Below are 25,582 nucleotides of genomic sequence, written 5' to 3' on the forward strand. Positions count from 1 at the left end.
GAGTCGGGATCTGATGACAGGCGATATACCCAATCTTCCTCCAGTAACAGTGGCCACAGCCTTGCTGCGAGCCGGTGTGCCGGCCGGCGAAGTGCTCAAGCTGATGGAGCCGCGCGAAGGGCTGTTGACCTCGGGCCAGGTGGCCAGCGCTGAAGTGGTGAGCCTCAAGCAGTTGGGGCAGGACTTTCAGCTGTTGCTCAAACTGACCCTGGACAACGGCCGGCAAACCACCCTCCCCGTCAGCAGTTCGCTGCCGCTGACGCCGGGCACCAGCGTCAACGTCGCCCAGGGTTCAGCCGACACCCTGACCATCAGCGTGCAGGACCTGCAGAAAGCCGCCAACAACAGCCTCACCAGCATCGACACGCGGCAGTTGCCTGCCGGCACGCTGTTGCAAGGCAAAGTGCTGACCACCCAGGTGGCGGCGCAGAATGTCGCGCAGTTGGCAGTGCAATCCCCCGGGCAATCGTCGGGCGGGGCGCAGCTGACCAACTACCGCTCCATCGTTATCCTCCTGAACACGGCCCTGGCCGGGACCAGCCTGACCGTCGACAGCCCGCAGCCGCTGCGGGTCGGCAGTCTGCTCAGCGCCCAGGTGCAGAACAGTCAGGCGCTGAATTTCGTCGCCCTGCCCAATCGCCTGGACGAGTTGGCCCTGGCGCAGCAGCTGTCGACCCAGCAAAGCCGTCAGGGCTCGCTGCAGGGCCTGATCACGGCGCTGCAGAACATGCCGCCGCCGGCTGGCGATGGCGATGGCGATGGCGATAACCTTTCGCCTTCTCTGCGGGCGAGCATCGAGCAATTGTTGGCCGACCTGCCGGACGTTCCGCAGATGAGCACGGCCAGAGGCGTCGCCCAGGCGCTGAATGCCAGCGGGCTGTTCATGGAATCGCGTTTGCTGGCCGGGCAGAACCCGACGCTGGTGCCGGACATGAAAGCCAACCTGCTGCGGCTGATCACGCAACTCTTGCCGGGGCTGCCGGGCAACGTCAGTTATGACGCTGCTGCCGCCGGCAACACCCTGGCGCGAGCCATGCCCAGCGTATTGCGCAGCGCCTTCGGCACCCTGGGGCTGGTGGCGCCGCCGAGCGATACGATCAACTTCCCATTACCACCGCGCACCCTCGGCCATCCGGAGAGCAAGGACGATCTGGAGATGCTGTTGAAATTGGCGGCGGGGGCGATTTCGCGTCTGCAAAGCCATCAGCTGGGTGGCCTGGAGCAGACCCGCACCCACGCCGACGGCACTCAGGTGACCACCTGGCAGCTGGAGATCCCGATGCGTAACGCCCACGACATCGTGCCGTTGCAGGTCAAGGTTCAGCGTGAGGAAACCCCTGAGCGCGAGGAGCATTCTGATGCGCCGGTGCAGGAAGCCAAGGAGCGAGAAAAGCTCTGGCGGCTGGAGCTGGCGTTTGATCTGGAGCCTCTCGGCCCGTTGCAGGTTCAGGCGCAACTGATCGCGGGCAGCATCGCCAGTCAGTTGTGGGCTGAGCGCGAAGGCAGCGCCGAGTTGATTTCCAGCGAGCTGGATAATCTGCGCGCGCGGCTGGTGGCCTGCGGCTTGAACGTCAAGGAACTGGAATGCAACCGTGGCGTGCCGCCCCAAGGCCCACGCGCCGTGCTCGAACAACGCTGGATCGACGAGAACGCCTGATGAGCAAACCCGAGCAGACACCGCGTCAGGCCATTGCCCTCAGCTACGACGGCCACCAGGCCCCGACCCTGACGGCCAAAGGCGATGACACGCTGGCGGAAGCCATTCTGGCAATCGCCCGTGAGTACAAAGTCCCGATCTACGAGAACGCAGAACTGGTGAAAATGCTCGCCCGCCTGGAACTGGGCGACAGCATCCCCCAGGAGCTGTACCTGACCATCGCCGAAATCATCGCGTTTGCCTGGCACCTGAAAGGCAAGTTCCCGGTGGGCTTCGACCCGAATGCCGGGCCGGTGGAGCGTGATATCACGCCGCGTTGATTCCGACTCTACGGCCGTCTACACGACACCCATTGCCCGTTTGAAGCGAATCAACAAGGAGCCGGCTTGCTGGCGAAAGCAGTGTGTCAGTCGCCGGGCATGTCACAGGCATACCGCGTTCGCCAGCAAGCCGGCTCGTACGGATCGTGCAGACAACCGTGAGCAGTGAAACGCCGCAAAACCCAGTGTAGGAGCGCGCTTGCCCGCGAACGCGTCGGAACTGCTGCCGCTGAATGACTGACACACCGCGATCACCGTAGGAGCCGGCTTGCTGGCGAACACGTGGTGTCAGTCGCCGAACAGGTCACCGGCAAATCGCATTCGCCAGCAAGCCGGCTCCTACGGATTGTGCATACGCCCACGAGTATTCAAACGCCGCAAAACCCAGTGTAGGAGCGCGCTTGCCCGCGAACGCGTTGGAACCGCTGCCGCTGAATGACTGACACACCGGCTCCTACAGATTCTGCATATGGCCGTGAGCATTCAAACGCCGCAAAACCCAGTGTAGGAGCGCGCTTGCCCGCGAACACGGCGCGTTAGTCGCCGAACTGGTCACAGGAACATCGCCTTCGCCAGCAAGCCGGCTCCTACGGATTGTGCAGACGACCGTAAGCATTCAAACGCCGCAAAACCCAGTGTAGGAACGCGCTTGCCCGCGAAGGCATCGGAACTGCTGCCGCTGAATGACACACCTCGATCACCGTAGGAGCCGGCTTGCTGGCGAACGCGGCGTGTCAGTCGCCGAACAGGTCACCGGCAAATCGGGTTCGCCAGCAAGCCGGCTCCTACGGATTGTGCATACGCCCATGAGTATTCAAACGCCGCAAAACCCAGTGTAGGAGCGCGCTTGCCCGCGAACGCGGCGTGTCAGTCGCCGAGCAGGTCACAGGAAAATCGCATTCGCCAGCAAGCCGGCTCCTACGGATTCTGCGCACAACCGTGACTATTCAAACGCCGCAAAAACCAGTGTAGGAGCGCACTGTCCGGTCGCCGCAAAGCCAGTGCTGGAGCAGGCTTTCTACCGATTGCCCCCATGCATCTTGGTCATCAGCTGCGCTTCGGCCTGGGTCAGGCCGCAGGATTGGGTGAGTTCGTCGATGCTGGCGCCCATGCCGACCAGGCGGGCGGCCTGGGCGAAGGACAGTGTGGAAGGGTCGCGCTGCTCAAGCGCGGTGATCTTGTCCGGCAGCAGTGCGACGATGGAACGCAACTCGTGCAGTTCCTCGCCCATTCTCACCGTCCCGCTCTGGTAATTTTCCAGGCGCCTGGCCAGCTCGCGGATGCGCTGATCACGCAGCGAATCCGCTTCCAGCTGCTGCATGGCCAGGGTGCGCAGGCGTTTGGTGTGGGCCATGAACATCGCGACGCTCGCGACCCACAACACCGCCAGAAAAATGACCGCCACATCAAGAATCAATCAGATGTTCTCCAGCTCGGACCACTCTTCCTCGGACATCATCTTGTCCAGCTCCACGAGGATCAGCAGTTCGCCGTTCTTGTTGCACACGCCCTGGATGAATTTGGCGGATTCGTCGTTGCCCACGTTGGGCGCGGTTTCGACTTCCGACTGACGCAGGTAAACCACTTCAGCCACGCTATCGACCAGGATCCCGACCACTTGCTTGTCGGCCTCGATGATCACGATACGCGTGTTGTCGCTGACTTCAACCGGCGGCAGACCAAAGCGCTGACGGGTGTCGATGACAGTGACCACGTTGCCGCGCAGGTTGATGATCCCCAGTACGTAGCTTGGCGCGCCCGGGACCGGAGCGATCTCGGTGTAGCGCAGCACTTCCTGAACCTGCATCACGTTGATGCCATACGACTCGTTGTCCAGGCGGAAGGTGACCCATTGCAGAATCGGATCTTCGGAACCCTGTGCTGACGACTTCTTCATACCCCTAACCCCTTGCGTATTGTGCCGTGCGGTCGACGTTTCGTACGCCGCCCTGTGTTGATCTGATGATGTTTATTGATGCGTCTTCATCTGCTTGACCGCGCCACTGGCAATCAGCTCGGCCAGCTCGGAAACGTCCAGCAACGCACACATGTGCTCGATCACCGTCCCGGCAAGCCAGGGCCGCTGACCACGATGGGTGCGCCATTTAATTTCATTGGGGTCCAGGCGCAACGAGCGGCTGACCTGATGCACCGCCAGCCCCCACTCATAGCCCTGAACCGAGATCACGTATTGCAGCCCCTGACGGAAATCGTCGCGGTAGCGGTCCGGCATGATCCAGCGCGCTGTGTCCAGCACCTTCAGGTTGCCAGCCTGGCTGGGCAGGATCCCGAGAAACCAGTCCGGCTGACCGAACAGCGGCGTCAAATCATGGCCCGCCAGCGGGTAAATCGAACCCAGGCACACCAGCGGCACCGCGAGGGTCAGACCGGCGACGTCGAACAGCAGGCATTCGAACGGCTCGGCCGCCCAGGCCGGGCGCTCGTCACCCGTGGGCGGAGGCGTCGGAGTGCGCTGGGCAGACAGATGCACATCGACGACCGGCTCGACCAGCGCCACCGGTGGTTCTTCCACCACCGGCGCTTCAACGAGCGGTTCTGGCTCAGGTTCAAACACCGGCGGCAGGATCACCGGCGGCAACACCGTTGGCCGTTCCATTACCCGTGCCGCAGCCGGTTCAGGCTGCGCCGTATAAGCGAGCGACACCGGCGCAGGCCGGGCCATGGGCGCAGGCTGCGGCACGGGTACAGAAGCCGGCAACGCGGCAGCCACAGCAGCGGCTACCGCCGAACGCATGCGTGCGTCATGGGCCTGCTCTTCGAGCACGGCCGCTTGAAATTCATCCACGGACTCGACGACCTGCAGCTCCTCGGTCGCGTCATACAGCAACGCGTCCAGGTAGTTCTGCAGCGCCAGTTGTGGTCGTGAAGCGATGTCCAGGGGGCGGTTCATACAGGAGCCCGAAAAGTAGTGATGCGATTACCGCCTGAAACAGATATCGGCTGCATAGCCGATGGACTTGAGCGTGCAGGCGCGCCGCTCGACAAATAACGATCAGCGGCCACTCAGGCCACCTGCCCGACAAGCTGTTCGGTGAGCATGTGCTTGAGCAACGCGCGGTAGGCCAGCACGCCACGGCTCTTGTTGTCGAACTGTGACGGCGTTACGCCCGCGCGGCTTGCATCGCGCAGGCGCGTGTCCACCGGGATGAACGCATTCCAGACGTGTTCCGGGTAACTGTCGCGCAGCAGCTTGAGGGTGCTCATCGACGCCTGGGTACGGCGGTCAAACAGCGTCGGCACGATGGTGTACGGCAGCGGCACCTTGCGCGAGCGGTTGATCATCGCCAGCGTGTTGACCATGCGCTCCAGGCCCTTCACCGCGAGGAATTCGGTCTGCACCGGGATCGCCAGTTGCTGGCTCGCCGCCAGGGCGTTGACCATCAACACGCCAAGCAGTGGCGGGCTGTCGATGATCGCGTAATCGAAGTCTTGCCACAGCTGCGCCAGACTCTTGGCAATCACCAGACCCAGGCCGCTCTGCCCCGGCGACTGGCGCTCCAGGGTGGCCAGGGCGGTGCTCGACGGCAGCAGCGAAATGCGTTTGTCGCTGGTCGGCAGCAACAGTTGCCCCGGCAAACCGTCCGGCACCACGCCCTTGTTGAGGAACAGGTCGAACGTGCTGTGCTCCAGGGCATCGGGGTTGTGCCCGAAATAGCTGGTCATCGAGCCATGGGGATCGAGGTCCACCACGACCACGCGCTTGCCCGCCTCTGCCAGCAAGCCGGCTAAAGCGATGGAGGTGGTGGTCTTGCCGACCCCGCCTTTCTGATTGGCTACTGCCCAGACTCTCATGTACTCGTTTTCCCCCCGACCAAAGCGACGACCGGGTTTAAGGGGCAGATGACGAAGATTTGACGCCTTGCGGCGGCTTGGCCGGGACCGGTGCAGTTTGTGTGCCAGCACGGCGCAGTGCAGCATCGGGTTTTGCATTGGCCGTGGTGCCCGAGCCCGTGAGGCTGCGGCGCACGTCCAGGTTGCGCGAGATCACCAGCACCACGCGACGGTTTCGCGCGCGGCCGTCAGCGGTGGCGTTGGAGGTCAGCGGCTGGAACTCGCCATAGCCCACCGAGGCCAGCCGCGCCGGGTTGATCCCGTCCATGGCCAGCATCCGCACGATGCTCGAGGAACGCGCCGACGACAGCTCCCAATTGGTCGGGAACTGCCCGGTGTTGATCGGCTGGTTATCCGTGAAGCCTTCGACGTGAACGGGGTTGTCGAACGGCTTGATGATCCTCGCGACCTTGTCGATCAAGTCGAACGCCTGATTGCTTGGCATCGCGTCGCCGCTGCCGAACAGTAGACTGGAATTGAGCTCGATCTCGATCCACAGCTCGTTACCGCGCACGGTCATCTGCTTGGAAGCGATCAGGTCGCCGAACGCCGCGTTGACGTCATCGGCAATCGATTTCAGCGGGTCGTCTGCGGCCTGCCCCAGCGCGGCGTCGGTCTGCTCGCTGTCCTGAACCAGCGGGTCGGCGGGCCGGACGGTCTGGGGTTTCTGCTCGCCAATGGGGATCGGCTTGACGCTGCGTTCGGGCTCGTTGAACACCCCGACCAGTGCCTCGGACAGCACCTTGTATTTGCCTTCGTTGAGCGACGAGATGGAGTACATGACCACGAAAAAAGCGAACAGCAAGGTGATGAAGTCCGCGTAGGACACCAGCCAGCGTTCGTGATTTTCGTGCTCTTCGTGGCGACGTCGGCGGGCCATCAGTCCATCACTCCATGAAGCCTTGCAGCTTCAGTTCGATCGAACGCGGGTTCTCGCCCTCGGCAATCGATAGCAGGCCTTCAAGGAGCATTTCCCGGTAGCGCGACTGGCGGATCGCCACAGCCTTGAGCTTGTTCGCCACCGGCAGAAGAATCAGGTTGGCGGAGGCAACGCCATAAATGGTCGCCACGAACGCCACCGCAATGCCGCTCCCCAGTTGATTGGGATCGGCGAGGTTGCCCATTACGTGGATCAGGCCCATGACCGCGCCGATGATGCCGACGGTTGGCGCGTAACCTCCCATGCTTTCGTAGACTTTAGCGGCCTGGATGTCGCGGCTTTCCTGGGTGATGAAATCCACTTCCAGAATGCCGCGAATGGCTGCCGGCTCAGCGCCGTCCACCAACAGTTGCAGGCCTTTGCGCGAATAGGCATCGGGTTCCGAATCGGCCACCGCTTCGAGGCCAAGCAGGCCCTCCTTGCGCGCTGTGAGGCTCCAGGACACGACGCGATCAATGCCGCCCGCCAGATCGATGCGTGGCGGAAACAGAATCCAGATGAAAATCTGCATCGCCCGCTTGAACGCGCTCATGGGCGTCTGCAGCAGGCAGGCCGCCAGCGTACCGCCAAGGACGATCAACGCGGCCGGGCCATTGAGCAAGGCGCCCAGGTGCCCGCCTTCGAGGAAGTTGCCGCCGATGATCGCGACGAACGCCAGAATGATCCCTATGAGCGTCAAGACATCCATCAGCTACAGGCCTCCACCAGGTGGCGCCCGATGTCGTCGAGGCTGTACACGGCGTCGGCCAGCTCGGCTTTGACGATCGCCATGGGCATGCCGTAGATCACGCAGCTGGCTTCGTCCTGCGCCCAGATCTGGCTGCCGCTCTGTTTGAGCAGACGCGCGCCTTCACGGCCGTCGGCGCCCATGCCGGTGAGGACAACCGCGAGGACTTTGTCGCTGTAGGACTTTGCCGCCGAGCCAAAGGTGATGTCCACGCAAGGCTTGTAGTTCAGGCGCTCATCACCCGGCAGGATTTTCACCGCGCCGCGACCGTCAACCATCATCTGCTTGCCACCCGGGGCCAGCAGCGCCAGACCGGGACGCAGGATGTCGCCGTCTTCGGCTTCCTTGACGCTGATGCGGCACAGCTTGTCGAGGCGCTCGGCAAAGGCCTTGGTGAAGGCGGCCGGCATGTGCTGGATCAGCACGATGGGCGCGGGGAAGTTGGCCGGCAGTTGAGTGAGCACCCGCTGCAAGGCCACCGGGCCACCGGTAGACGTGCCGATCGCGACCAGTTTGTAGGCCTTGCGCTTGGGCGCTCCCGAGGTTGGCGCGTGATGATGGGACGCCGGCGCGGCTGAACGTGCAGGCGCAGGGGCTGGCGCCGGACGCGACGGGCTGGGTGCGGCAGACGTGCTGCGCGGCGCAGCGGGTGCAGCCGTTGACGCGGGTGCCGAGGTGGCGGAAGGCGCACTGCCGTAACCGCTGAAACGACGGTTGCTGCGGGAGATGCTGTGTACCTTCTCGCACAGCATCTGTTTGACCTTCTCGGGGTTGCGCGAGATGTCTTCGAAATTTTTCGGCAGGAAATCCACCGCACCAGCGTCCAGCGCATCGAGTGTGACCCGGGCGCCTTCGTGGGTGAGGGAGGAGAACATCAACACCGGGGTCGGGCAGCGCTGCATGATGTGACGGACCGCGGTAATGCCATCCATCATCGGCATTTCGTAGTCCATGGTGATCACGTCGGGCTTGAGGGCCAGGGCTTGTTCAATGGCTTCCTTGCCATTGGTGGCAGTACCGACCACCTGGATCGTGGGATCCGAAGAGAGAATTTCCGAGACACGACGTCGGAAAAAACCCGAATCGTCCACGACGAGAACCTTGACTGCCATAAACACTCCAAAGAGCGCGCGCCACCCTGAAGGTCGGCGCGCCCTGAATCACGTAGCTTGGGTCACAGTGGCGATGCGGGACAGGCCAGTGGGACCGGTTTTCGCGCTTAAAACAGGACCCGCGGGACCTGTAGGACCTGTAGGACCTATACCTGTAGGACCGGCTTTAGCCGGGAAGGCGTCAGTTGTCACACCGCAAAATTCATGGTGTCCCCACCGGCCTCTTCCCGGCTAAAGCCGGTCCTACAGAACATCGCAAGGCCCTTACAGACATCGCAAAGCCGCCCTGCCGAAGCCGATCCTGCTTAACCCATCCGTCGTGCCGCATAGCGCTTGAGCATGCTCGGCACATCGAGAATCAGTGCGATACGGCCGTCACCGGTGATGGTGGCGCCCGACATGCCCGGCGTGCCTTGCAGCATTTTGCCCAGCGGCTTGATCACCACTTCTTCCTGGCCCACCAACTGATCGACGACAAAGCCGATGCGTTGCGTGCCGACCGACAGGATCACCACGTGACCCTCGCGCTGCTCCTCGTGGGCCGCCGAGCTGACCAGCCAGCGCTTGAGGTAGAACAGAGGCAGCGCCTTGTCGCGCACGATGACCACTTCCTGACCATCGACGACGTTGGTGGTCGACAGGTCCAGGTGGAAGATCTCGTTGACGTTGACCAGCGGGAACGCGAAGGCCTGGTTGCCGAGCATGACCATCAGCGTCGGCATGATCGCCAGGGTCAGCGGCACCTTGATGATGATCTTCGAGCCCAGGCCTTTGGTAGAATCGATGCTGATCGAGCCGTTGAGCTGGGCGATCTTGGTTTTCACCACGTCCATGCCCACGCCGCGCCCGGACACATCGGAAATCTCGGTCTTGGTCGAGAAGCCCGGCGCGAAGATCAGGTTGTAGCAGTCGGTGTCGCTAAGGCGATCCGCTGCGTCCTTGTCCATCACGCCGCGCTTGACCGCGATCGCACGCAGGACCGCAGGGTCCATGCCTTTGCCGTCATCGGAAATCGACAGCAGGATGTGATCGCCTTCCTGTTCGGCCGCCAGAATCACACGACCGTTCCGGGGTTTGCCCGACGCCTCACGCTCTTCCGGCGACTCGATACCGTGGTCGACCGCGTTGCGCACCAAGTGGACCAGCGGGTCGGCCAGGGCTTCGACGAGGTTCTTGTCCAGGTCGGTCTCTTCACCCACCAGTTCAAGGCTGATTTCTTTCTTCAGCTGACGCGCCAGATCGCGAACCAGTCGCGGGAAGCGACCGAACACTTTCTTGATCGGCTGCATGCGGGTCTTCATGACCGCGGTCTGCAGGTCAGCGGTGACCACGTCCAGGTTGGACACGGCCTTGGACATGGCTTCGTCGGCGCTGTTGGCGCCCAGACGCACGAGGCGGTTACGCACCAGCACCAGTTCGCCGACCATGTTCATGATTTCGTCCAGCCGCGCGGTGTCGACGCGCACGGTGGTTTCCGCTTCGGCCGGCGGCTTTTCGCTGGCCGCCGGAGCAGCAGCGCGGGCAGGAGCAGGAGCAGGAGCAGGAGCCGCTTTGGCCGGGGCCGCAGCAGCAGGCGTCGCTTTGGCCGGTTCGGCTTTGGCGGCGGGCTCAGGCGTCTTCGCCTGTGCAGCAGCAGGTGCTGCGGCAGCCACGGCGGGCTCGAACTTGCCTTTGCCGTGCAACTGATCCAGCAGGTCTTCGAATTCGTTGTCGGTGATTTCGTCCGAGGCAGCGGCTTTCGACGGGGCGGCGGGCGCAACCGGCGCGGCAGGTGCAGCGGCAGCAGGAGCAGCAGCGCCAACGGCATCGGGCGAGAAAGAGCCTTTGCCGTGCAACTGATCCAGCAGCGACTCGAATTCGTCGTCAGTGATTTCGTCACTGGCCGGTGCGGCAGACGGCGTCACGGCCGCCGGCGGTTGCACGGCGTCGACGGCGAACTGGCCTTTGCCATGCAACTGATCGAGGAGTGATTCGAATTCGGCGTCAGTGATTTCATCGCTGGCCGCCGTGCCGGCCGGTGCAGCGGAAACCGCGGCCGCCGGTGGTGCGGCGACGGGTGCCGGTGCAGCAGGTGCAGCCGCAGCCGCAGCCGGCGCAGGCGCCCCTGCCGCTTGCGCCTTGACGGCGTTCAGCGAATCCAGAAGCTGTTCGAATTCAAGGTCGGTGATGTCTTCGGACGGCGCTTCAGCGACCGGCTCTTCAACCACCACCGGTGCCGCGGCAACTTCTTCTGCCGATGCCGGTTCAGCCAGGCGAGCCAGCGCGGCCAGCAATTCAGGCGTGGCCGGGGTGACGCTGGAACGCTCGCGCACCTGACCGAACATGCTGTTGACGGTGTCGAGTGCTTCGAGCACCACGTCCATGAGCTCCGAGTCGACGCGGCGTTCACCCTTGCGCAGGATGTCGAACACGTTCTCGGCGATGTGACAGCATTCAACCAGCTCGTTGAGCTGGAGGAAGCCGGCGCCCCCTTTTACAGTGTGAAAACCGCGAAAAATTGCATTGAGCAGGTCCGCATCGTCCGGCCGGCTTTCCAGCTCGACCAACTGCTCTGACAACAGCTCGAGAATCTCGCCGGCCTCTACCAGAAAATCCTGAAGGATTTCTTCATCGGCGCCGAAGCTCATTGGGGGGTGCTCCTAAAATTAACCGTCAAACCGATCCGGGGGCTGCACTGACGGCCTGCGCGCCTTGCTTTCGTCGAAGCATTGGCGCGCGGGTCCAGCAGCCACTTTCACAGAAAACCTGAAGTCCGAATAAGAATGACCGAATCAGAATCCGAGGCTGGATAGCAGATCGTCAACATCATCCTGTCCGGATACAACGTCTTCACGTTTATCGGCATGAATCTGCGGACCTTCACCCTTGGAGTGAAGTTTTTCTTGTTCTTTTTGCTGGCGGAACTCTTCCTGGTCGTGCTCGATGCCCGCAAAGCGGTCCACCTGGCTTGCCATGAGCACCAGCTTGAGCAGGTTGCGCTCGACTTCGGTGACCAGCGTGGTCACGCGTTTGATCACCTGACCGGTGAGGTCCTGGTAATCCTGAGCCAGCAGGATGTCGTTGAGATGCGCGGAGACTTCGGTGGTCTCCTTCTCGCTGCGGGTCAGAAACACATCGACGCGGCGGGCCAGATCACGAAACTCTTCGGCGCTGATTTCGCGGCGCATGAAGCGTCCCCAATCGGCGCTCAACGACTTGGCATCATCCGTGAGCCCGTGCATCAACGGCGTACTCAGCTCCACCAGGTCCATGGTCCGGTTGGCCGCGTTTTCAGTCAGCCTGACCACGTACGACAGCCGTTCGGTGGCGTCGGTGATCTGGGAGACCTCCTCGGCCTGCGGCATGTTCGGGTCGATCTGGAAGTTGACGATCGCGCTGTGCAGCTCGCGCGTCAGTTTGCCGACTTCCTGATACAGGCCGCGGTCGCGGGTCTGGTTAAGCTCATGGATCAGTTGCACAGCGTCGCCGAACTTGCCTTTTTCAAGGCTCGCGACCAGCTCTTGTGCGTGTTTCTTCAGGGTTGACTCAAAGTCACCCATTGTCGAATCTTTGGAATCCATAGCGCCCTCGCAGCGGACATCAGCTATTGACGCGCTCGAATATCTTTTCGATTTTCTCTTTGAGCACTTGCGCAGTGAACGGCTTCACCACGTAGCCGTTCACACCGGCCTGAGCGGCTTCGATGATCTGCTCGCGCTTGGCTTCGGCAGTGACCATCAGCACCGGCAGGCTGCGCAGACGCTCGTCGGCACGCACCTGACGCAACAAGTCAATGCCGGACATGCCAGGCATGTTCCAGTCGGTGACGAGGAAGTCAAAGGCGCCGCTTTGCAGCATCGGCAATGCGGTGAGTCCGTCATCTGCTTCGGCCGTGTTGGTGAACCCAAGGTCACGCAACAGGTTTTTTATGATCCGCCGCATCGTTGAGAAGTCATCAACGATGAGGATTTTCATGTTCTTGTCCAATTCGACCTCCAAGCAGTCTTTAACGCGTTCAGCACCTGAACGCGCGTCCAATCAATACCGGCTGTGCCGAACATGAAGAGGGGTTTTGATCGACCGGAACGAGCGCAGCGAAACCGGATCATCTACGACCCGGTTCGACCGACTCCTGCCGTGTCTCTTCTGCTTCCCGCTCAACGTCTTGCACAGCCGGTCTTACAAGCAAAACACGCAGGCCCTGCGGCCTGCGCCTGATTCATGAACGTGCGCGCCACTCGCCAAGACGACCGCGCAACCGCGCCGCGCATTGGCTGTGCAACTGGCTGACCCGCGACTCGCTGACACCCAGGACCTCACCGATTTCCTTGAGGTTCAGCTCTTCGTCGTAGTACAGCGACAACACCAGGCGTTCACGTTCGGGCAAGTTGGCAATGGCCTCGGCCAGCGCAGCCTGGAAGCGCTCGTCTTCCAGATCCCGCGACGGTTCGAGGGACTGGCTCGCGCCGTCCTCGTGCAGCCCTTCGTGTTCGCCGTCCTGCAACAGGTCGTCGAAACTGAACAGGCGGCTGCCCAGGGTATCGTTCAAAATCCCGTAATAATCGTCGAGACTCATTTCAAGTTCGGCAGCAACCTCGTGATCTTTAGCGTCACGGCCGGTTTTTGCTTCGATTGATCGAATCGCGTCACTGACCATGCGCGTGTTCCGGTGAACCGAGCGCGGTGCCCAATCCCCTTTGCGCACTTCGTCGAGCATCGCGCCACGGATACGAATACCCGCGTACGTCTCGAAGCTGGCCCCTTTGGTGGAGTCATATTTGGTCGATACTTCGAGCAAGCCGATCATGCCCGCCTGGATCAAGTCCTCGACCTGCACGCTGGCCGGCAGACGCGCCAGCAAGTGGTAGGCGATTCGTTTGACCAGCGGGGCATAACGCTCGATCAGCTCATACTGGGAGTCTTTGGACGATTTGCTGTACATGCGATAGCCACTTGCTGTCATGAGACGGGCCCTGCGCTGGTGTGATGCACGAGGCGTTCTACGAAAAATTCCAGGTGACCGCGCGGGTTCGCCGGCAGCGGCCAGGTGTCGACTTTCTGCGCGATGGCCTTGAACGCCAGGGCACATTTGGAACGCGGAAACGCTTCGTACACGGCGCGCTGTTTCTGCACGGCCTTGCGTACGCATTCGTCGTACGGCACGGCGCCTACATACTGCAGGGCCACGTCGAGAAAACGGTCGGTGACTTTGGTCAGCTTGGCGAAGAGGTTGCGCCCTTCCTGCGGGCTCTGGGCCATGTTGGCCAGGACGCGGAAGCGGTTCATGCCGTAATCGCGGTTGAGCAATTTGATCAGGGCGTAGGCGTCGGTGATCGACGTGGGCTCGTCGCACACCACCAGCAGCACTTCCTGGGCGGCGCGGACAAAGCTCACCACCGACTCGCCGATGCCGGCGGCGGTATCGATGACCAGCACATCGAGGTTGTCGCCGATGTCACTGAACGCCTGAATCAGCCCGGCATGCTGCGCCGGGGTCAGGTGGACCATGCTCTGGGTGCCCGATGCCGCCGGCACGATGCGTACGCCGCCCGGGCCTTGCAGCAGGACATCGCGCAGCTCGCACCGCCCTTCCATGACATCAGCCAGGGTGCGTTTGGGGGTCAGACCCAACAATACGTCGACGTTGGCCAGACCCAGATCGGCGTCCAGGAGCATGACGCGACGTCCCAGCTCGGCCAGTGCCAGTGAAAGATTCACTGAAACGTTGGTCTTGCCTACGCCACCTTTGCCACCGGTCACCGCGATAACCTGTACGGGATGCATGCTGCCCATGTTAATTGTTTACCTTGTCTTGCTTAGACCTAAGCCACATGTCGGGCTGCACGTTCAGTGCCTGAACAATGCCTGGCAGACCATCGATGCAGGAAAATTCCACTGTCATTTTCTTCACCTAGCCCGCGCGCTTGCCGGTGCTGTGATAAAGATCCGCAAACATATCCGCCATCGCTTCCTCGCTTGGCTCCTCCTGCATCTGCACGCTGACAGCCCGGCTCACCAATTGGTGCCGACGCGGCAAATGCAGATCATCCGGTATCCGTGGGCCATCGGTGAGATAGGCCACAGGCAGTTCGTGTGTCACGGCCAGGCTGAGCACTTCGCCCAGGCTGGCCGTTTCGTCGAGCTTGGTCAGGATGCACCCGGCCAGGCCGCAACGTTTGTAACTGTGGTAGGCCGCTGACAGCACCTGCTTCTGGCTGGTTGTCGCCAGCACCAGGTAGTTGCGCGCCTTGATGCCACGGCCGGCGAGGGTTTCCAGTTGCAGACGCAGTGCCGGATCGCTGGCTTGCAGGCCGGCGGTGTCGATCAACACCACGCGCTTGCGCAACAGCGGCTCCAGCGCCTGTGCCAGGGACTGGCCCGGGTCGACGTGGGTAACCGGTACATTGAGGATCCGGCCCAAGGTTTTCAGCTGCTCCTGAGCGCCAATGCGGAAACTGTCCATGCTCACCAGCGCGATATTTTGCGCGCCGTATTTCAACACATATCGGGCCGCCAGTTTAGCCAGCGTGGTGGTTTTGCCCATGCCGGCAGGACCGACCATGGCAATCACACCGCCCTCTTCCAGCGGCTCGACGTCCGGGGTGGCAATCATGCGGGCCAGATGGGCCAGCAGCATGCGCCAGGTGTGGGCCTGATCGCCGGATTCCGGCACCATCGCCAGCAGATCGCGGGACAGCGGGCCGGAGAGACCAACGCGTTGCAGACGGCGCCACAGATTGGCCTGCTGCGGACGGCTGCCTTGCAGTTGATTCCAGGCCAGCGAGCCCAGCTGCACTTCCAGCAGTTCACGCAGGCCGTTCAATTCGGAGCGCATCGCTTCGTAAGCACGATCGCCAACAGCCGGCTCGGCGTTGCGCTCGGCACGCTCGGCGGCCACAGCGGCGTGGATCGACGGGCGGAACGGTTCTTCCAGCGTCGGCTCGATCTGCTTGCTGTCATCCATCGCCAGGCCAACGAACAACTGGCGATTGGCGACAGTGTCCAGCTCGCTGCGGTGGGTCAGCTCAGCCTGAGCGGTAACGATGCGCGACTGGGTCTTGCGCAGCTCTTCTTCGAGTTCAATGTTCGGCACACGCGGGGCCAGCGCAGACAACTTGTAGTCCAGGGCGGCGGTCAGTTCCACGCCGCCGGCGATCCGCCGGTTCCCGATGATGGCGGCTTCAGCGCCCAGCTCATCGCGAACCAGTTTCATGGCTTGTCGCATATCGGCGGCGAAAAAACGCTTAACTTGCATGACTCACTACCTCAGCCGTTAGGCCCGACAGTCGCTACGATGGTGACTTGCTTATTGTCAGGAATTTCCTGGTAAGCCAAAACATGCATATTCGGTACAGCCAACCGTCCAAAGCGGGACAACATGGCGCGAACCGGACCTGCGACCAACAAAATAACCGGCTGCCCCTGCATCTCCTGACGCTGCGCCGCTTCGATCAACGAGCGCTGAAGTTTCTCAGCCATGCTCGGTTCGAGGAGAACGCCTTCTTCCTGACCCTGACCTGCCTTCTGCAGACTATTTAGCAATATCTGTTCCAACCTTGGCTCAAGGGTGATCACAGGCAGCTCCGGCTCAATGCCGACAATGCTTTGGACGATTGCGCGGGACAACCCGACCCGTACGGCAGCCACCAGCGCGGCGGTATCTTGACTACGCGCAGCGTTGTTGGCGATGGCTTCGGCGATGGAGCGGATATCGCGAACCGGCACCTGTTCGGCGAGCAGCGCCTGCAGCACCTTGAGCAGGGCCGACAGCGACAGCACGCCCGGGACCAGTTCTTCCGCCAGTTTTGGCGATCCCTTGGCCAGCAGGGTCATCAATTGCTGGACTTCCTCGTGGCCGATCAGTTCATGAGAGTGCTTGTAGAGAATCTGGTTCAAGTGCGTCGCCACCACGGTACTGGCGTCTACCACGGTGTACCCGAGGGATTGCGCCTGGGCGCGCTGGCTGATTTCGATCCACACGGCCTCCAGACCAAACGCCGGGTCTTTGGCAGTGATGCCGTTGAGGCTGCCAAATACCTGGCCGGGGTTGATGGCCAGTTCGCGGTCGGGGTAGATCTCGGCTTCGGCCAGGGTCACGCCCATCAGCGTCAGGCGGTAGGCGCTGGGCGCCAGGTCGAGGTTGTCGCGGATGTGCACGGTCGGCATCAGGAAGCCCAACTCCTGGGAGAGCTTCTTGCGCACGCCCTTGATCCGCGCCAGCAATTGCCCACCCTGATTGCGGTCCACCAGCGGAATCAGGCGGTAGCCGACTTCCAGGCCGATCATGTCAATCGGCGTGACATCGTCCCAGCCCAGTTCCTTGGATTCCTGCGCGCGGGTCGGCGATGGCAGCAGCTCTTGCTGACGCTTGACCTCTTGCACGGCGGCCAGCTTGACCTGGTTCTGTTTCTTCCACAGCAGGTAGGCGCCGCCAGCAGCCACCAGACCGAGGCTGATGAAGGAGAAGTGCGGCATGCCCGGGACCAGGCCCATGACAATCATGATGCCGGCCGATACCGCGAGGGCCTTGTGGGAGGCGAACATCTGGCGGCCCACCAGTTTGCCCATTTCTTCCGAACCGGACGCACGGGTCACCATGATCGCAGCCGCAGTGGACAGCAGCAGTGATGGCAATTGCGCCACCAAACCGTCACCGATGGTCAGCAGCGCGTAGACCTTGCCGGCGTCGCCGAAGCTCATGCCGTGTTGCAGGATACCCACCAGCATGCCGCCGATGAGGTTGATGAAAAGAATCAGCAGGCCGGCGATGGCGTCACCGCGGACGAATTTGCTGGCACCGTCCATCGAGCCGTAGAACTCGGCCTCCTGGGCGACTTCAAGACGACGACGCTTGGCTTCGGGCTGGTCGATGAGGCCGGCGTTGAGGTCGGCGTCGATGGCCATCTGTTTGCCGGGCATGGCGTCGAGGGTGAAGCGTGCGCTGACTTCGGAGATGCGGCCGGCACCTTTGGTCACCACGACGAAGTTGATGATCATGAGGATGGCGAAGACGACGATACCGACGACGTAGTTGCCGCCGATGACGACTTCACCGAACGCCTGGATGACTTTACCGGCGGCAGCGTGGCCGTCCTGGCCGTGGAGCATGACGACGCGGGTGGAGGCGACGTTGAGGGCCAGTCGCAACAGGGTGGCGACGAGGAGGATGGTCGGGAAGACGGAGAAGTCGAGGGGCCGCAGGGCGTAGATACAGACGAGCAGGACGACGATGGACAGGGCGATGTTGAAGGTGAAGAAGACGTCCAGAAGGAACGGCGGCATGGGCAGCATCATCATGGCGAGCATGACGAGGAGCAGCAGCGGTACGCCGAGTTGGCCACGGCCCAGGCCGATCAATCCGGTTCTGGCGTGGGAGATTATCTGAGAGCGTTCCACCGATGGGCACCTGCGCGTTAAATCAATCTTTTGACGCCGAAGCGTTGTATCGGGGTTATTGCAAGAAGGGGTCCAACATTTGGCAGCGGGTTGAAAATATCAGAGTGCCAGTATTCAGATTTGGGATTTGCGTCAGGTGAATCAAGGTCAAGGGCATCTGCCTGGGGGCAGATGTTTCGCCTTCGGCGAGTTACTTGGAAAAGCACCCCAAGTAACCAAGGGTGCTTGCTCTCGGTTTGGCCCGACTTCGTCGGGTTCCCTCACTCCGACGACGCTCCGTGGGCCCGCGCCGAACGGACATCCATGTCCTGACGGCGCTCTCGCCGCATCCCTGCGGCTCGGCCCACTGCGCGTCGTCTGCATTCGGCCTGCACCCAAGTCGCGATTGGCGGTGTCTGGACTTTTTGTGTTCGAAGATCAAAAGCGCGCTTACGCTTAGCAGGACCGGCTTTAGCCGGGAAGAGGCCCGTTCAGACGCTGACATTTACTGGCTGAATGCATTCCCCTGTAGGAGCGCGCTTGCCCGCGAACGCGGTGGTTCGGCTGCATTTCAATTCCCTGACACCCTGGGTTTGATCGTTCCCACACTCTGCGTGGGAATGCCGCCCACGACGCTTCGCGTCCTCTGATCAAGGGCGGTGGATTCAGATCACTTTCACCGCTCGCCCGATGAATTGAATCGGCCCGGTGGGCTTGCCGGTCGGGGAGCCGGTGGGGTTTTCGAGGGTGAGTTCGAAGAGTTGGTTGGGTTGCAGCGGCGGCAGTTTGTTTACGGGGACGGAGAGGGTCTGGCCGGGTTTGACCAGGCCCAGGGACACGGGGCCCTGCCAGCCGTCGGCCTTGGTCCAGAACTGCAGGGCTTTGTCGGTGGGGACTGGGGCGGCGCCCAGGGGTATCAGCTGGATTTCTTCCGGGCTGCTGGCCTGGATCACCCAGCCGGGGGCCTGGTTTTGCGGCGCAACGAGCACGACGAGGTAGGTCGTGGGGTTTACCGGTGTTGTCCGGGTCGCCAGCAGGGTGGCCAGCAGCAGCGTGGCAAAAAGACCGGCGCCCGCCAGTCCGCGCCACAACGGCAGAAGATCCCACCATGAGTGCGACTTCCCGGCCGCAGCCTTGACGGGAGTCTGGCGGTCGTGGCTGCTGACGCTGCGCTCGATCCGTCCCCACAGCTGCGGACTTGGGGTCTGTGGTTCGGCGAGTTCGGTCAAGGTCAGCAGGCGCCCTTCCCAGGCGTCCACGGCTGCACGCAAATCGGCATCGGTGGCGAGGCGGTTCTGCACGTCGAGTCGTTGCTCGGCCGGCAGTGTGCCTAACACGTACTCGCTGGCCAGTGCGTCCATTTCATCGGCGCTGTCTTTCGACGGATAGCCTGTCATCCCATGCACTCCCGCAATGCCACCAGACTGCGTTTGATCCAGGCTTTCACCGTGCCCAGCGGCGCGCCCACTTTCTGCGAGATCTCCGAGTGCGAGTAGCCATCGACGTACGCATGAAGAATGCAGTTGCGACGCGCCGGTTCGAGCTGCTCCAGGCACCCATAGATACGCCCCGAGCGGGCGCGGTATTCAAAGCTGTCGACTTCGGTTGCAACGTCCAGTGCAGCCTCGGCCAGCACGGCGCTTTCGCTCTGTTCGCTGACCTCAAGGGTGTGCGCGTTATCACGCATGAAGTTCAGCGCCAGGTGCCGGGTCACGCTGAAGATCCAGCCACGGGCGGTGCCTCGCGCCGGGTCGAAACTGCCGGCGCGGGTCCAGATTTTGATAAAGGCGTCGTGCACGATGTCCTCGGCCAGCGCGTCGCTGCGGGCGATCCGCTTGGCGACGCCGAGCAGACGGGCGCTTTCCTGGGTGTAGAGGTCGTGCAAGGCCCGCCGCTCGCCTCGAGCGCAGGCGGCCAGACAGGCTTCGTAGTCAAAACAGTCTTCAGGTAGGGACAAAATGTTCAACCGCCAACGAAAAGAAATACCCCGACCCAAAGGCCGGGGTTGCGTCGGTGCAGCGTAGATGACTTTGTGTGTCAGAGACACGGCATGACGTGGGACGTTGGTCTACTTGGCGGCCCAGAAAATATAGTCCGCCTGATATTTCACGATTTCTTGCTTGCCCTTGGTCGCCGTCGAGCACTCCATCTTCGGCGCCACACCGCCTTTGGTCGCCACCCGCTGGATGTAACTGACGTTGCTCATCGCACCCTTGCCTTCCGCAGGGTTGGCTTTCACCAGCTGATACGGAATATCGCCCGTGCCGGCGGGGGCCACGGCGAGTTGCGTACCGGTGATCTTCGAACCGTCAGCCGCCTGCCAGGTGGCGGGCGGGCCGAAGTACGTGCCGACCTGTTTGCCGCTGCGATCATTCAACACCGCTTTGGGGCCGACGAATGTCCACTCGGTCTGGCCAGCGGCGTTGGGCTTGTCGCGGCACTCATAGGTGATCTCGCCCACGCCCACGGTTTCCATCGCGATCTTGTGACCGTCCGGAACTTTCACCGCGTCAGGCAACGCCATCTGCGCGTAAGACGCCGGCGCTGTGGCCAGCAGGCAAGTGGCTGCCAATGAAACACCGAACGTGCCCAGCCATTTTTTAGTGTTCATGCCATCTCTCCATTAGATAAACAGGTCAGCAGCCATCGCTACTGCTTGTACTACCCGGGGGAGAACGAACTGGATGCAGGGATTTGAAAATAAACGTGCGCGGGGAATAGCAGCGGTACGGGAGGATGAGCAGAGGGAGTCCGTTGCTCGACATGGCGTCAGTCGCCAGGTCAGGCGCCGGACCCGGTGGACAGGGCTGATGTCCACCGGGTGTAGCAGCGATGACGCCAGTGGTTTACGGCATCAGCACCGAGTCGACCACGTGGATGACGCCGTTCGACTGCATCACGTCCGCGATGCTGACCGCGCTTTTACCGCCTTTGGCGTCCATCACCCACAGCTTGCCGTCATGGGGCATGACGGTGAGGGATTCGCCCTGTACGGTTTTCAGCATCACCTTGCCGCCGTTCATTTTGGCGTCCGCCATCAATTGTTTGGCGGTGTGGGTACCGGCAACGACGTGATACGTCAGAATTTTGGTCAGGTCCGCTTTGTTCTCAGGCTTGACCAAGGTATCGACGGTACCGGCCGGCAGTTTGGCGAAGGCTTCGTTGGTGGGAGCGAACACGGTGAACGGGCCTTTGCTGTTCAGTGTGTCCACGAGACCTGCGGCTTTGACCGCCGCCACCAGGGTCGTGTGGTCCTTGGAGTTGACGGCGTTCTCGACGATGGTCTTGGTCGGGTACATGGCGGCCCCACCGACCATGACGGTGTCGGCGGCAAAACCAGGCGATGCAGCGAGGCAGAGGGCAGCGAAGGAGGCAGCGGCAATGCGTTTGGCAATGGTCAACATGGTACTTCTCCTAGATTCTTCGGTCCTTCGGATGAAGGTGAGGGATATACGGAGCAGCGGCCAGAACGGATGCATCACAGTGAAGATATTTTTCCCTGGGCGACGACCGGTCCGGTGGGCTGCCCGTTCGGAGACCCGTTCAACGGCTCAAGCGTGACCGCGAGCACTGCGCCGCTGGCGAGCAGGTCAGCCAGTTGCGGCGTTACGCTTAGCGTCGCCGAAGCATTGGCCGGCAGCACGCCAAGCGATCGGGGTTTGCCATCGGCGGCGATCACCCACGCCTCGGCACTCTTGCCCGGCCAGTCAGCGCGGCCCGTGTTGACGAACAGCACGCTCCGGCTGCCCGGATTGATCGTCGCGGCAAACAGCGTAGTGCCGTCGCTCTGCTCAAGACGCGCCAACAATGCCGGCCCCGATATGGGCGCCGAACCAGGCTGCTGAAGAGTCAGCACCGAGGCCAGCAACCCGACGGCCAGCGCGGCTGTCGTCCACCGCCAGAGCCCGAGGTTGTTCCACCAGCCTGACGCCCGTGACGGCGGATGACTGGACCCCGCAAACAACCGCTGCTCAATCCTGCGCCAGGTAGCCGCCGGAGGGCTGGACGCGGGCACTTGGCCGAGCCACTCGGCGAACTGCGCCTGCCATTGCGCCACGGCGCGTTGATGACGAGCGTCCCGTGCGATCATCGCCTCCACCCGATCACGCTCTTCGCGGTCGAGCACGCCAAGCGCGTACTCCGCGATCAGCAGGTCCGGGGTCTCGTCGGGAGGCAGGGGATGCTCGTTCATAGGCCAAGGCACAAGCGCAGTCGAAGCAATCCGCGACGAATCCAGCTTTTCATCGTCCCCAGCGCAATGCCGTGGCGCTCGGCGAGCTCGGCATACGAGTAACCTTCGAAGAACGCGACGCGGATATAGCGTTGCTGCGCTTCTTCCAGGGTTTCCAGGCAGCGGTCCAACCGACTGCCCTGCTGCTCGCGCTCAAGGGAATCCGGGATAGGGTCCTGCGTGGATAGTTCGGGGAGGGTTTCGAGAGGGTCGTGAGGGCGACGGGCCCTGCGCCGGTCAATGGCTTTGTTGCGCGCCATGGTCGCCAGCCAGGTCATGGCGCTGGCCAGTTGCGGATCGAAGCGAGAGGCCTTCAGCCACGCCATGATGTACACCTCCTGCAGGACTTCTTCAGCCTCGGCCCGATTGCCGGAATAGTGCAGGCAGATCCCGAACAGCCTGGCCGACGTGGCGTGATACATCGCCTCGAACGCCAGCCGATCCCCTTTCCCGCAGGACTGCATCAGGACATTCAATGCCTCGGCGCTGGACTGAGCGTCAGTGGATTGCGCTGCATTCGATCGAATGGTCAAGTGGCGAGGCCTTGAGAGGGACTGCGGCCACTCTAGCGGTGCTGCTGAGAGAAGATCAAGAGCGTCTGCCTGGGGGCAGACCGTTTCGCCTTCGGCGAGTTACTTGGAAAAGCACCCCAAGTAACCAAGGGTGCCTGCTCTCGGTTGGGCCCTTCGTTCCTCAGGGTTCCTTCACTCCGGTCTCGCTCCGTGGAGCCCGCTGCCATCCGCCATCCATGGCGGGGGGCAGCTCTCGCCGCATCCATGCGGCTCGGCCCACTGCGCGTCGTCTGCGTTCGGCCTGCACCCAAGTCGCGTTTTGTGGTGCCTGGACTACCGCGTAGAAGATCAAAAGCAGAAGCAGAGGCAGAAGCTTCCCGGCTAAAGCCGGTCCTAGGGGGTGCGCGGTGTGTCAGTTGATCCTTTCCACGCTCCGCGAGGGATCGATCAGTAAAACCGGTCCCACTGGGTGAACGCGATTTAACCGTAGGAGCCGGCTCGCTGGCGAATGCAGGTTGCCAGCCGACGTCTGCATATCTGACCCACAGCGTTCGCCAGCAAGCCGGCTCCTACAGTGTGGACTGCATACAGTCAGTAGGACCGGCTTCAGCCGGGAAGCTTTTGATCTGCGCAGCGCTTTTGATCTTCGTACACAAAAAGTCCAGTCACCGCCAATCGCGACTTGGGTGCAGGCTGAACGCAGGTCTTGCGCAGTGGGCCGAGCCGCATGGATGCGGCGAGAGCGCCGTCAGGACAGGGATGTCCGTTCGGCGCGGGCCCACGGAGCGAGACCGGAGTGAAGGAACCCGACGAAGTCGGGCCCAACCAGGAGCAAGCACCCTTGGTTACTTGGGGTGCTTTTCCAAGTAACTCGCCGAAGGCGAAACAGTCTGCCCCCAGGCAGACGCTCTTGATCCTGATCTTGATCTCAACGAACTAGAAGCCCTACGAATCCCGCCTCAAATCCGGCGGAATCGGCAAATTATCCCTCAGCGGATCAGGCCGCTTCCCACGCCCCGCCCGATACTGCCGAATTTGATACACATACGCCAACACCTGCGCCACCGCCAGATACAGCCCCGCCGGAATCTCCTGATCCAACTCCGTGCTGTAATAAATCGACCGCGCCAGCGCCGGCGACTGCAACAACAAAATCTCATGCTGCGCCGCAATCTCCCGAATCTTCAGCGCCATGAAATCACTGCCCTTGGCCAACAGAATCGGCGCCCCGCCCCGCTCCGCGTCATACTTCAACGCCACCGCATAATGCGTCGGGTTCGTGATAATCACATCCGCCTCGGGAATCGCCGCCATCATCCGCCGCTGCGACATATCCCGCTGCAACTGACGAATCCGCTGCTTGACCTCCGGCCGCCCCTCACTGTCCTTGTGCTCATCGCGCACCTCCTGCTTGGTCATCAGCAGCTTCTTGTGGGACTCCCACAACTGCACCGGCACATCGATCGCCGCGATGATCAAAAGACCCAGCGCCATCCACAGCGTGCTCCACCCCACCAACTGCAAACTGTGCACCACCGCCATTTCCAGCGGCTCATGGGCGATGGACACCAGGTCGCCCTTGTCCTTCATCAGCACCACCAGCGCCACCGCCAGCACAATCAAAAACTTGGCCAGCGACTTCAACAGCTCGATCAGCGCCTTGGGCGAGAACATCCGCTTGATGCCGGCGGCCGGGTTCATGCGGCTGAACTTGGGGGCCAGGGAGCCTGCGGCAAACAGCCAGCCGCCGAGGGAAATGGGGCCGACGAACGCCGCCACGGTCAACGCCAGCAGAATCGGCTGCACCGACAGCAACGCCGCCTTGCCCGAAGCCATCAGCATGATCGCCATGCTGCGCTCGTCGAGAATCGCCTCACGGGTGATGGTGAAATTGTCGCGCATCAACTGCATCATCATTTCCGCCATGGAACCGCCGAACGCCAGCAGCCCCGCAGCCCCGACAATCATCACCACAACCGTGTTCAGCTCCTTGGAGCGGGCGATCTCGCCCTTCTCCCGGGCGTCGCGTTTGCGTTTGTCCGTGGGGTCTTCTGTCTTGTCCTGACCACTCTCGCTTTCGGCCATGTCAGCGCGCCTTGACCAGGTCTCTGAGCAACTGCAAGGCGTCGACCGCCAGCGGTTGGTATTGATTGAGAATGTCGCCGAGGGTGATCCACAGAATCACCATGCCCAGCACCAGCGTCAGCGGAAAACCGATGGAGAAGATGTTCAGCTGCGGCGCCGCCCGGGTCATCACGCCCATGGCGATGTTGACCACCAGCAGCGCGGCGACGGCCGGCAGCACCAGCACCAGCGCCGCGCCGAGCACCCAGCCCAGACGCATCACCAACAACCAGATGTCAGCGGTACCAAGGCCCTGCCCCACCGGCAAGGTGGTGAAACTTTCAATGAGGATTTCGAACACCACCAGGTGGGCGTTCATGGCGAGGAACAGCAGGGTCACAAGCATGGTGAAGAACTGCCCGACCGTCGCGATCGATACGCCGTTGACCGGGTCGACCATGGACGCGAAGCCCATGCCCATCTGAATCCCGATGATCTGTCCGGCGATCACGAACGCCTGGAAAAACAGCTGCAGCGACAGGCCGAGCCCGGCGCCAATGATGATCTGCTGCGCGATCAGCAGCAGACCGCTGAGGTCGAGGGCACTCACGGCGGGCATCGGTGGCAGGCTTGGCGCAACCACGACGGTGATCGCCAGCGCCAGATAAAGCCGCACGCGCTTGGGCACCAGCGCGGTCCCGATCATCGGCATGGTCATTAGCAGGGCGCCGATGCGAAACAGCGGCAGCATGAACGCCGCCACCCAGGTGCTGATCTGCGTGTCGGTCAACGCCAGCAAAGGTTGCATCGAGG

General features: G+C 62.2%; 24 protein-coding genes. 2 read left to right on the forward strand and 22 right to left on the reverse strand.

Translation table 11 applies throughout. The features are described 5' to 3' along the window. The first annotated feature begins 13 nt into the window (after positions 1–13). Both EC919_RS18585 and EC919_RS18590 read left to right on the forward strand, forming a co-directional pair. Positions 14–1,657: a flagellar hook-length control protein FliK gene (locus EC919_RS18585; protein ID WP_133775871.1), complete on the forward strand. Its 1,644-nt coding sequence runs from the start codon at positions 14–16 to the stop codon at positions 1,655–1,657. Beyond that, complete coding sequence (locus EC919_RS18590; RefSeq protein WP_133775872.1) at positions 1,657–1,977, forward strand: EscU/YscU/HrcU family type III secretion system export apparatus switch protein; 321 nt, start codon at positions 1,657–1,659, stop codon at positions 1,975–1,977. Before EC919_RS18585 ends, EC919_RS18590 begins: the two co-directional genes overlap by 1 nt. 1,018 nt (positions 1,978–2,995) lie before the next feature. Here the strand turns inward: EC919_RS18590 and EC919_RS18595 are convergent. The 22 genes from EC919_RS18595 to fliR all read right to left on the reverse strand — a co-directional run bounded on the left by EC919_RS18595 (position 2,996) and on the right by fliR (position 25,577). Next, positions 2,996–3,394, reverse strand: a complete 399-nt coding sequence (locus EC919_RS18595; RefSeq protein ID WP_133775873.1) for a DUF2802 domain-containing protein — start codon at positions 3,392–3,394, stop codon at positions 2,996–2,998. After that, positions 3,395–3,874: a chemotaxis protein CheW gene (locus tag EC919_RS18600; RefSeq protein WP_065987319.1), complete on the reverse strand. Its 480-nt coding sequence runs from the start codon at positions 3,872–3,874 to the stop codon at positions 3,395–3,397. 72 nt (positions 3,875–3,946) lie between these two features. Continuing rightward, positions 3,947–4,888, reverse strand: coding sequence for a CheW domain-containing protein (locus EC919_RS18605; RefSeq protein ID WP_133775874.1), 942 nt, complete (start codon positions 4,886–4,888; stop codon positions 3,947–3,949). Positions 4,889–5,001: 113 nt separating this feature from the next. Continuing rightward, positions 5,002–5,790: a ParA family protein gene (locus tag EC919_RS18610; protein ID WP_133775875.1), complete on the reverse strand. Its 789-nt coding sequence runs from the start codon at positions 5,788–5,790 to the stop codon at positions 5,002–5,004. Between the two features lie 37 nt (positions 5,791–5,827). Further along, positions 5,828–6,709 (reverse strand): flagellar motor protein MotD, encoded by an 882-nt coding sequence (gene motD / locus EC919_RS18615; protein ID WP_133775876.1) that lies wholly within the window; start codon positions 6,707–6,709, stop codon positions 5,828–5,830. A 7-nt stretch (positions 6,710–6,716) separates the two neighbouring features. Continuing rightward, positions 6,717–7,457, reverse strand: a complete 741-nt coding sequence (locus EC919_RS18620; RefSeq protein ID WP_133775877.1) for a flagellar motor protein — start codon at positions 7,455–7,457, stop codon at positions 6,717–6,719. Next, the gene (locus EC919_RS18625) at positions 7,457–8,608 is read right to left on the reverse strand and encodes a protein-glutamate methylesterase/protein-glutamine glutaminase (RefSeq protein WP_133775878.1); all 1,152 of its coding nucleotides are present in this window, start codon (positions 8,606–8,608) and stop codon (positions 7,457–7,459) included. The genes EC919_RS18620 and EC919_RS18625 overlap by 1 nt, the downstream gene beginning before the upstream one ends. 305 nt (positions 8,609–8,913) lie before the next feature. Then, the gene (locus tag EC919_RS18630) at positions 8,914–11,235 is read right to left on the reverse strand and encodes a chemotaxis protein CheA (RefSeq protein ID WP_133775879.1); all 2,322 of its coding nucleotides are present in this window, start codon (positions 11,233–11,235) and stop codon (positions 8,914–8,916) included. A gap of 144 nt (positions 11,236–11,379) precedes the next feature. Beyond that, positions 11,380–12,168: a protein phosphatase CheZ gene (locus EC919_RS18635; protein WP_133775880.1), complete on the reverse strand. Its 789-nt coding sequence runs from the start codon at positions 12,166–12,168 to the stop codon at positions 11,380–11,382. Positions 12,169–12,187: 19 nt separating this feature from the next. Further along, positions 12,188–12,562, reverse strand: coding sequence for a chemotaxis response regulator CheY (locus tag EC919_RS18640; RefSeq protein ID WP_172612850.1), 375 nt, complete (start codon positions 12,560–12,562; stop codon positions 12,188–12,190). A 244-nt stretch (positions 12,563–12,806) separates the two neighbouring features. Beyond that, the gene (gene fliA, locus EC919_RS18645) at positions 12,807–13,550 is read right to left on the reverse strand and encodes an RNA polymerase sigma factor FliA (RefSeq protein ID WP_122536797.1); all 744 of its coding nucleotides are present in this window, start codon (positions 13,548–13,550) and stop codon (positions 12,807–12,809) included. Further along, positions 13,547–14,380, reverse strand: a complete 834-nt coding sequence (gene fleN, locus EC919_RS18650; protein ID WP_074892896.1) for a flagellar synthesis regulator FleN — start codon at positions 14,378–14,380, stop codon at positions 13,547–13,549. The genes fliA and fleN overlap by 4 nt, the downstream gene beginning before the upstream one ends. 118 nt (positions 14,381–14,498) lie before the next feature. After that, positions 14,499–15,842 (reverse strand): flagellar biosynthesis protein FlhF, encoded by a 1,344-nt coding sequence (flhF, locus tag EC919_RS18655; RefSeq protein ID WP_074892898.1) that lies wholly within the window; start codon positions 15,840–15,842, stop codon positions 14,499–14,501. An 11-nt stretch (positions 15,843–15,853) separates the two neighbouring features. After that, the gene (flhA, locus tag EC919_RS18660; RefSeq protein WP_133775881.1) at positions 15,854–17,983 is read right to left on the reverse strand and encodes a flagellar biosynthesis protein FlhA; all 2,130 of its coding nucleotides are present in this window, start codon (positions 17,981–17,983) and stop codon (positions 15,854–15,856) included. A 644-nt stretch (positions 17,984–18,627) separates the two neighbouring features. Further along, positions 18,628–19,359 (reverse strand): anti-sigma factor, encoded by a 732-nt coding sequence (locus EC919_RS18665; protein WP_133775882.1) that lies wholly within the window; start codon positions 19,357–19,359, stop codon positions 18,628–18,630. Next, positions 19,356–19,919: a sigma-70 family RNA polymerase sigma factor gene (locus EC919_RS18670; RefSeq protein WP_133775883.1), complete on the reverse strand. Its 564-nt coding sequence runs from the start codon at positions 19,917–19,919 to the stop codon at positions 19,356–19,358. The genes EC919_RS18665 and EC919_RS18670 overlap by 4 nt, the downstream gene beginning before the upstream one ends. Positions 19,920–20,030: 111 nt before the next feature. Beyond that, positions 20,031–20,573, reverse strand: a complete 543-nt coding sequence (locus EC919_RS18675) for a DUF3455 domain-containing protein (protein ID WP_133775884.1) — start codon at positions 20,571–20,573, stop codon at positions 20,031–20,033. 235 nt (positions 20,574–20,808) lie between these two features. Beyond that, on the reverse strand, positions 20,809–21,366 hold the full coding sequence (locus EC919_RS18680; RefSeq protein WP_133775885.1) for a fasciclin domain-containing protein: 558 nt from the start codon (positions 21,364–21,366) through the stop codon (positions 20,809–20,811). Between the two features lie 74 nt (positions 21,367–21,440). Next, the gene (locus EC919_RS18685; RefSeq protein ID WP_133775886.1) at positions 21,441–22,154 is read right to left on the reverse strand and encodes an anti-sigma factor; all 714 of its coding nucleotides are present in this window, start codon (positions 22,152–22,154) and stop codon (positions 21,441–21,443) included. Beyond that, entirely contained in the window at positions 22,151–22,726 is a 576-nt protein-coding gene (locus EC919_RS18690) for a sigma-70 family RNA polymerase sigma factor (RefSeq protein ID WP_208294995.1), read from the reverse strand. The genes EC919_RS18685 and EC919_RS18690 overlap by 4 nt, the downstream gene beginning before the upstream one ends. 924 nt (positions 22,727–23,650) lie before the next feature. Continuing rightward, entirely contained in the window at positions 23,651–24,790 is a 1,140-nt protein-coding gene (gene flhB / locus EC919_RS18695) for a flagellar biosynthesis protein FlhB (RefSeq protein WP_133775887.1), read from the reverse strand. A gap of 1 nt (position 24,791) precedes the next feature. Beyond that, on the reverse strand, positions 24,792–25,577 hold the full coding sequence (gene fliR / locus EC919_RS18700; protein WP_133775888.1) for a flagellar biosynthetic protein FliR: 786 nt from the start codon (positions 25,575–25,577) through the stop codon (positions 24,792–24,794). Positions 25,578–25,582: the final 5 nt, after the last annotated feature.

Source organism: Pseudomonas graminis (genome assembly GCF_004364335.1).
GTDB lineage: Bacteria > Pseudomonadota > Gammaproteobacteria > Pseudomonadales > Pseudomonadaceae > Aquipseudomonas > Aquipseudomonas graminis_D.